Origin of the sequence: Falsiroseomonas oryzae, assembly GCF_027856955.1 — a bacterium.
GTDB classification, from domain to species: Bacteria; Pseudomonadota; Alphaproteobacteria; order Acetobacterales; family Acetobacteraceae; genus Falsiroseomonas; species Falsiroseomonas oryzae.
On the sequence record NZ_JAPSMD010000277.1, the window covers coordinates 1 to 7,310 of the forward strand.

10 protein-coding genes are annotated in these 7,310 nt (G+C 70.8%); 4 read left to right on the forward strand and 6 right to left on the reverse strand.

Annotation, left to right across the window (positions count from 1 at the left end; genetic code table 11):
* Nucleotides 1–515, reverse strand: a 515-nt coding sequence (locus OZN99_RS21415) for a squalene/phytoene synthase family protein (RefSeq protein ID WP_270937283.1), incomplete at its 3' end; no start/stop codon positions are given.
* Between the two features lie 134 nt (nt 516–649).
* On the opposite strand from OZN99_RS21415, the gene OZN99_RS21420 reads away from it, so the two are divergent.
* Together OZN99_RS21420 and OZN99_RS21425 are read left to right on the forward strand one after the other, a co-directional pair.
* Nucleotides 650–1,288 carry a superoxide dismutase gene (locus OZN99_RS21420; RefSeq protein WP_270937284.1) on the forward strand — a complete coding sequence of 213 codons (639 nt, stop codon included), beginning with the start codon at nt 650–652 and terminating at the stop codon, nt 1,286–1,288.
* A 138-nt stretch (nt 1,289–1,426) separates the two neighbouring features.
* Nucleotides 1,427–2,236, forward strand: coding sequence for a hypothetical protein (locus OZN99_RS21425; RefSeq protein WP_270937285.1), 810 nt, complete (start codon nt 1,427–1,429; stop codon nt 2,234–2,236).
* A gap of 61 nt (nt 2,237–2,297) precedes the next feature.
* On the opposite strand, the gene OZN99_RS21430 is transcribed toward OZN99_RS21425, so the two are convergent.
* On the reverse strand, nt 2,298–2,894 hold the full coding sequence (locus OZN99_RS21430) for a cysteine hydrolase family protein (RefSeq protein ID WP_270937286.1): 597 nt from the start codon (nt 2,892–2,894) through the stop codon (nt 2,298–2,300).
* Between the two features lie 101 nt (nt 2,895–2,995).
* Nucleotides 2,996–3,355, reverse strand: coding sequence for a preprotein translocase subunit YajC (gene yajC, locus OZN99_RS21435; protein WP_270937287.1), 360 nt, complete (start codon nt 3,353–3,355; stop codon nt 2,996–2,998).
* Nucleotides 3,356–3,486: 131 nt separating this feature from the next.
* Between yajC and OZN99_RS21440 the strand changes: the two genes are divergently transcribed.
* Together OZN99_RS21440 and OZN99_RS21445 are read left to right on the forward strand one after the other, a co-directional pair.
* Nucleotides 3,487–4,326, forward strand: coding sequence for an ATP-binding protein (locus OZN99_RS21440; protein WP_270937292.1), 840 nt, complete (start codon nt 3,487–3,489; stop codon nt 4,324–4,326).
* A gap of 142 nt (nt 4,327–4,468) precedes the next feature.
* Nucleotides 4,469–4,699 carry a hypothetical protein gene (locus tag OZN99_RS21445; RefSeq protein WP_270937288.1) on the forward strand — a complete coding sequence of 77 codons (231 nt, stop codon included), beginning with the start codon at nt 4,469–4,471 and terminating at the stop codon, nt 4,697–4,699.
* Between the two features lie 52 nt (nt 4,700–4,751).
* Here the strand turns inward: OZN99_RS21445 and serS are convergent, their stop codons facing one another.
* Genes serS through tatC form a run of 3 tightly spaced genes read right to left on the reverse strand, consistent with a single transcriptional unit; the run spans nt 4,752 to nt 7,180 of the window.
* Nucleotides 4,752–6,029, reverse strand: a complete 1,278-nt coding sequence (gene serS / locus OZN99_RS21450; RefSeq protein WP_270937289.1) for a serine--tRNA ligase — start codon at nt 6,027–6,029, stop codon at nt 4,752–4,754.
* 3 nt (nt 6,030–6,032) lie between these two features.
* Nucleotides 6,033–6,410, reverse strand: a complete 378-nt coding sequence (locus OZN99_RS21455; protein ID WP_270937290.1) for a DUF4160 domain-containing protein — start codon at nt 6,408–6,410, stop codon at nt 6,033–6,035.
* The gene (gene tatC, locus OZN99_RS21460; protein ID WP_408611883.1) at nt 6,407–7,180 is read right to left on the reverse strand and encodes a twin-arginine translocase subunit TatC; all 774 of its coding nucleotides are present in this window, start codon (nt 7,178–7,180) and stop codon (nt 6,407–6,409) included. The genes OZN99_RS21455 and tatC overlap by 4 nt, the downstream gene beginning before the upstream one ends.
* Nucleotides 7,181–7,310 lie beyond the last annotated feature (130 nt).

The window sequence follows — 7,310 nt, forward strand, 5'->3', positions numbered from 1 at the left end:
GCGGGGACGGAGCGCAGCACGCCCGCCAGGCCGTAGGCCGCGCCCAGCGCCCGCAGCACCTCCACGCCCGCCGCATCGGCGCCGAGCGCGCGGCCTGCCGCGGCCGACCAGCCGCCTGCCGTGCCGCGCAGCCAGGTGACGAAGTCCTGCTCCGTCGCCAGCCCGTCCTCCTCCGTCTCCGCCTCCCGCGCATCTGCCATCGCCGCCAGCGCGCGGGGATCGAGCAGCCCCACGCGGATCGCGGCGTGCAGCGGCAGCGCGACCTCGTGCCGGCGCGGGGGGCGCCCGGCCTCCGCCTCCGCGATCGTCTCGCGCCACCATTGCAGGCGGATCAACGCGGCGACCGGATTGCTCGCCGCCTCCCGCGCACGGGCCAGTTCGTGGTTGAACGCGGTCAGCGCCAGCAGCGCGCCGCGCCGGTCGGCCGGCGCGAACAGCGCGCACAGGAAGCGGTCGGGGTCATGCGCGCGCACGAAGGCGGCGAGCCCGGCGGGATCGGGGTCGGCATCGGCCATGCCGCACCGATGACGGTCCCGGGGGGCGGGCGCAAGCGCGGTTGACGCTCCGGATCGCCAAGCCTAGGTCACGCGGCGGATGCGGCGCGCCTGAGGCGCCGCCGGCCGATCCGCGCCATCACGGGAGAAACCCCATGCCCTTCAGCCTGCCGCCGCTGCCCTATTCCACCAATGCGCTCGCCGCCAACGGCATGTGCCAGGAGACGCTGGAGCTGCACCACGGCAAGCACCACAACGCCTATGTCACGGCGCTGAACGGCCTGATCGAGAGCAAGGGCCTGGCCGGCAAGACGCTCGAGCAGATCTGCGCCGATGCCGGCAAGCAGGGCGCGGACGGCCTTCCGGTGCTGAACCAGGCGGGCCAGCACTACAATCACATCCTGTTCTGGCAGGTGATGCAGCCCGGCGGCGGCGGCGAGAAGCTGCCCGGCGCGCTGCAGGCGAAGATCGACAGCGACCTCGGCGGTCTCGCGAAGTTCAAGGAGGACTTCAAGCAGGCCGGCGTGACGCAGTTCGGCTCGGGCTGGGCCTGGCTGGTGATCGGCGGCGACGGCAAGCTGAAGGTCACCAAGACCCCGAACGGCGCCAACCCGCTCTCCACCGGCGAGGGCCAGCCGATCCTCGGCGTGGACGTGTGGGAACACGCCTACTACCTGGATTTCCGCAACGTCCGCCCGAACTACCTGCAGAACTTCCTGGACAAGCTGGTGAACTGGGAAGTGGTGGCGGACCTGATGGCCAAGGGCGGCCTGAAGTCCGGCCAGAGCGCCTGAGCAGCGACGCTTCGACGACGCCGGCCGCGCAGCGCGGCCGGCGGCCAGGATCAGGTGCCGGCGTCAGCGACCCATCGCATCGCTGATGCCGGGTTCCTCACCAGGGGCGACCGCGCCGGGCAGGTCGAAAGCGGTCCGATGACGATGGAGCCGACTGCCAGGCGCGACGCCCGTCTCGAAACCGGCGCCGCGCCGCTGGCTCCTAGCGCCGCGGATCCGGCGCGCGCCGCCCCCGCCCGCGAGCGGGCATGCCGAAGTATCGTCACCGGCCTGCTCCTTGCAGCGACTCTCGTCGGAGTGCCGGGTTCGGGCGCCGCACAGCCGGACGCCGGTTCAGGGGCCGTCGAGGCGGGTCGCCATGCATGGCCGGCCGAATATGGCAGCCTGGTGCCGCTGACGGTCCGGGGTCACAGCTTCCGCATTCCCGAGCGCCACATCCGCTATCGCCCGCCATCCCGCGCGCCTCAGGACGGCTTCGTGCTGCGCTTCCGGCTTTCGGACTTCGCGGCGCCGACGCGCGGGACGGCCGACGAATTCCACTGGGATTTCGTGGCGGGCCGCGCAGTGCAGGTGATGTTCGCCGGCTATCTCGACCCCGATGACACGACGACGCTGAAGCGGATCAGGGGCCGTATATGGCTGCTCTATGGGCACGAGAGCTTCGATGTGTTCGGACCGCCCGCCGAAGACAGCTTCGGCCTCCGGCCGCCGCTCGAGCCGCCGAGCAAGCCGTCTGCCTTCGACATCCTGCTCGGGGAGTTGCCCACTGGTGAGCCGGTTTTGGTGGAGTGCTTCAGGCCGGATCCGTTCGGCACCGGGCAGCGATGCCGTTACATCACCGACTGGCGTGGTGTCCCAATTCGCATTAGCACCATACTCCCTCTCAGGGCGGACTGGCGGGACATGGTGCAGGCGACCCTTCGCTTCTTCGATCGGCTTGCGCAGTAGGCCCCTGCCTTGAGCCAGGCTCACGCAAGACGCGGATGCTTCCGCCCGGACCGGCCGTTCGTCAGGCCAGCGCCGCCGCCGGCACCACCACCGCGAAGCGGTCGGCCAGTTCCGCCAGCGCATGCCGGTGGATCGCCGCGCCGGAAATCGGCTCGCCGCCCAGAGGGTCCGGCAGCGCGCGCGTAGCACAGGCATCGGCCGGGATCGTCACGCGATAGCCGAGGTCGAGCGCGGCGCGCGCCGTCGAGCTGACGCACATATGCGTCTGATAGCCGGCGACGATCAGGTTCTTGCGCCCCGCCGCGGCCAGGCGCTCCGCCAGGTCGGTCCCGGCAAAGGCGTTGGGCAGCGGCTTCTCCACCACGGGCTCGCCCTCGCGCGGCGACACCGGGTCCAGGATCGCCCCGCCTGCCGCGTCGCGGTCGAACAGCCCACCGGGCCGGCCCTTGTGCGCCACATGGATCACCACCGCGCCCGCCGCCCGCGCGCGGTCCAGCAGCCCGGCCAGCACGCGCAGCGACGGCTCGATGCCGTCGAGCGGCAGGCGCCCGGTGCGGTACTCGCCCTGCGCGTCGATCACCAGCAGCACGGCATCGGCCAGTGGCGGCGGCGCCAGGTCGGCGCCGGCGAGCTGCAGCAGGGTCTTCGGGGATGTCATGGCATGTCTCCGGCCTGGTGCGCGCAGCATGGCACCGGCCGGATGCGGCGTCCTGCACGCATGACGCATGGCGCGTCATGCGTGCAGCGCATGAAGGGGCGTCAGCTCTTGGCGGCGTCCGCGGGCTTCGCGTCGTTCGCGGCCGCAGGCGGCTGCACCACGCTGCTGATCGTGCCGCGCAGCACGGTGATGCGCACGCCCGGCGCGATCTCCACCTCGATCTCGTCGCTGTCGTCGCGCACCTTGCTGATGGTGCCGACGATGCCGCCGCCGGTGATGACCTTGTCGTTCCGCTTCAGCGCCTGGAGCATCGTGCGGTGCTCCTTCATCTTCTTCTGCTGCGGACGGATCAGCAGGAAGTAGAAGACGGCGAAGATCAGGATCAGCGGCAGCAGCTGCATGATCACCGCGCCCGTGCCGCCGGCGGCGGCATCCTGGGCGTAGGCAGGGGAGATCCACATCGCGGTCCGGCGTCCGTCTCTCTGGGTGGGATTGCGGGGTTCAGGGCCGCAACCTAGCTTCCGCCCCCCTGCCGTCAACCCATCCCCACCCCGCCGGATCCCCTGCAGTGACCGACCACGCCCTGCTGCCCATGCTCGCCCGCATCGCCGAGGCGCTCGAGCGACTGACCCCGCCCCCCGCCGCGCGCCCCGACCTCGGCGCGGCGGACGCCTTCGTCTGGCACCCGCTGCCCACGCCGCGTCTGGCGCCCGTGCCGAAGGTCGCCGCAGTGGGGATCGACCTCATCAAGGGCGTCGAACAGCAGAAGCGCATCCTGCTGGAGAACACGCTGCGCTTCGCGCGCGGCCTGCCGGCCAACAACGCCATGCTCTGGGGCGCGCGCGGCATGGGCAAGTCGTCGCTGGTCAAGGCCGCGCATGCCGCGGCGAACGCCGAAGCCGCCGGCAGCCTCGCGCTGATCGAGATCCACCGCGAGGACATCCGCACCCTGCCCGACCTGCTGAACATCCTGCGCGTCGAGAGCCGGCGCTGCCTGGTGTTCTGCGACGACCTCTCCTTCGAGCGCGAGGACGCCGACTACAAGGCGCTGAAATCCGTCCTCGACGGCGGCATCGAGGGCCGTCCCGCCAACGTGCTGTTCTACGCCACCAGCAACCGTCGCCACCTGATGCCGCGCGACATGATCGAGAACGAGCGCAGCACCGCGATCAACCCCGGCGAATCGGTGGAGGAGAAGGTCAGCCTCTCCGACCGCTTCGGCCTGTGGATCGGCTTCCACAACTGCGACCAGGACACCTTCTTCGCGATGATCGAGGGCTATGCCGCAGCCTTCGCCCTGCCGATCGGGCAGGAGGAGCTGCGCGCCGCGGCGGTGGAATGGTCCGTCACCCGCGGCGGCCGCTCGGGCCGCGTCGCCTGGCAGTTCGTGCAGGAGATGGCCGGCCGGCTCGGCGTTCGGATCAGCGGCTGAAGCTGTGGCCGGGTGAATTCGCGGTAGCCATCGCAGCATTCGCTTGCTGCGGCGCGAAAAAGCGCGGAGTGTCCAATCGCGCGCGTCCGGGCGTCCCGTCCCGGGGCGAAGGGGCCCCCGCCCCTCCGCGAAGGACACCACCTTGGGCAAGCTCTTCTCCATCGCCATGTCGCCCATCGCGATGCTGTGGTCGCTGTGCGAGACCTACATCTGGCCGTCCATGGCGCTCTTCACGGTCGCCGCCGCCGTGCTCTGGGCCTCGAGCCTCCCGATCTACGGCATGTTCGCGGCCTTCGCCGTGGCCATCCTGCTGATGCGCGCGGACCCGCTGGCCGAGGCCAAGGCCGCCCGCGCCGCAGCCACGACGGGCTGAGCGACCGCCGGCCGAACCGCGCGCCGCCGCGCACGCCGCGGCGGCGTCTGGTTCAGCCTGCCCGGCGCAGCTCGGTCAGGCCGCCCATCCAGGGCCGCAGCACCTCCGGCACCGCGACGCTGCCATCCGCCTGCTGGAACGTCTCCAGCACCGCGATCAGCGCGCGCCCCACCGCCACGCCCGATCCGTTCAGCGTGTGCACGATCTCGGTGCCCTTCCCGCCCGTCGGCCGGAAGCGCGCCTCCATCCGCCGCGCCTGGAAGTCGCGGCAGTTGGAGCAGGAGGAGATCTCGCGCCAGGCCTGCTGGCCCGGCAGCCAGACCTCCAGGTCGTAGGTCTTGGCCGCGCCGAAGCCCGTATCGCCCGCACAGAGCAGCACGCGCCGCCAGGTGAGGCCGAGCTCGGTCAGCACACGCTCCGCGCAGCGCGTCATCCGCTCATGCTCCTCGGCGGACTGGTCGGGCGCGGTGATGGAGACCAGCTCCACCTTCGGGAACTGGTGCTGGCGCAGCATCCCCCGCGTGTCGCGCCCCGCCGCGCCGGCCTCCGAGCGGAAGCAGGGCGTCAGCGCCGTCAGGCGGATCGGCAACGCGCCGGGGTCCAGTATCTCGCCGCGCACGAAGTTGGTCAGCGGCACCTCCGCGGTCGGGATCAGCCAGCGGCCGTCGGTGGTACGGAACAGATCCTCGCCGAACTTCGGCAACTGGCCGGTGCCGTACATCGTGGCGTCGTTCACCAGGTAGGGCACCGTCGCCTCGGTGTACCCATGCTCCTCGGTGTGCAGCGTGATCATCCACTGCCCAAGCGCGCGTTCCAGCCGCGCCAGCGCGCCCTTCAGCACGGTGAAGCGCGCACCTGCGAGCTTGGCGGCGGTGCCGAACTCCATCAGGCCGAGCGCCTCGCCCAGTTCGAAATGCTGCTTCGGGGCGAAGTCGAAGGCGGCCGGCGTGCCGTGGACGTGCAGTACGACGTTGGCGCTCTCGTCCGCGCCGTCGGGCACGTCCGGGTCGAGGCGGTTGGGCAGTGTGGCAAGCAGCGCGTCGCGCGCCTGCTCATGCGCTTCGGGCGTCGCGGCGGCAGCGGCGTCCATCGCCGCCTTCACCTCGGCCTTCAGCCGCTCGGCCTCCGCCGTGTCGCCCGCCTTCATCGCCGCGCCGATCCGGCGGGAGAGCTCGTTGCGCGTGGTCTGCGCCGCCTGGACGATCCGCGTGGCCTCCACGCGGAGATCGTCGAGCCGCAGCGCCTCCGTGGCAGACGGCGCCATGCCGCGCCGCGCCAGCGCCGCGTCGAAGCCCGCGGGATCGGCCCGCAGAGCACGGATGTCATGCATGGTTCAAACCCGCCGAAGCCGCTGGGCGAGTTCGATGCCGTCGGCCTCGCCGTTCCAGTAGTCGATGAGCACGTCCCTGTTCAGGACGATCCAGGCCTGCACGGCACGCAGCGCCTCCGCATCCAACTCTCCTTCAAGGAGCGCGGGCTCCGGACGCACCGACACCACCGCCGTGTCCTCGGGGATCATCCGGTTGCCAGGCACCCGGCAGACCTTCACCCGCGCGTCGTGCCGCGCGCGACCGCGCGGGCTGATCCAGACGGTCATCGGCAACCCGCTGGTCCGAGGATAGATGTTGGTCATCTCGTAGAGGTCGTCCTCGGCCCCGGCACCCTCCAGCCCCGCCTGCTCCTCCCGCAGCCCGCCCGGCTCCGGCGTCATGTCTTCGTAGCGGCGGCCGCCGCCTCCTCCGCCTTCTTCTGCCCGCGCAGCATGATCGTCGCCGCGATGATCGAGATCTCGTAGAGAAGGATCAGCGGGATCGCCAGGCCGATCTGACTGATGATGTCGGGCGGCGTGATGATGGCCGCGACGACGAACATGATGACGATGGCGTAGCGCCGACCCTTCTTCAGCGTCTCCACCTGCACGATGCCGACGCGCGCCATCAGCGTCAGCAGCACCGGCAGCTGGAAGGCGATGCCGAAGGCCAGGATCATGTGCATGACCAGCGAGAGATACTCGCTGACCTTCGCCTCGAGCTGGATCGGCACCGTCCCCGCATCGCCCGGCGTCTCGAAGCTGATGAAGAACTGCCAGGCCAGCGGGAAGATGAAGTAGTAGGCCAGCGCCGCGCCGGCGATGAACAGGAAGGGCGAGGCGATCAGGAACGGCATGATCGCCTTCTTCTCGCTGCGGTACAGCCCGGGCGCGATGAACAGCCACAGCTGCGTCGCCCACATCGGGAAGGAGAAGAAGGTCGCGCCGAAGAACGCCACCTTCAGGTAGGTGAAGAAGGCCTCGTACAGCGCGGTGAAGATCATGCGGCGGTCGCCGCCGCCCTGCGCATGCAGGATGTCGGCCAGCGGCGCGGCCAGGAAGCCGTAGATCTGGCGGGAGAAGTAGTAGCAGACGGCAAAGGCGATGATGAAGGCGCCGATCGACCACAGAAGCCGCGTGCGCAGCTCCATCAGGTGGTCGATCAACGGCATCGGCTTGTCGTCGATCGTGTCGTTCTCGTCGCGCGGCACGGTGCTGGTATCCAGGTCTCAGGCCGCGGTGCCGGTGCCGGCCGGCGCGGGCGCCGGGGCGGGCACCGGCGGCGCGGCGGGTGCCGGGGCG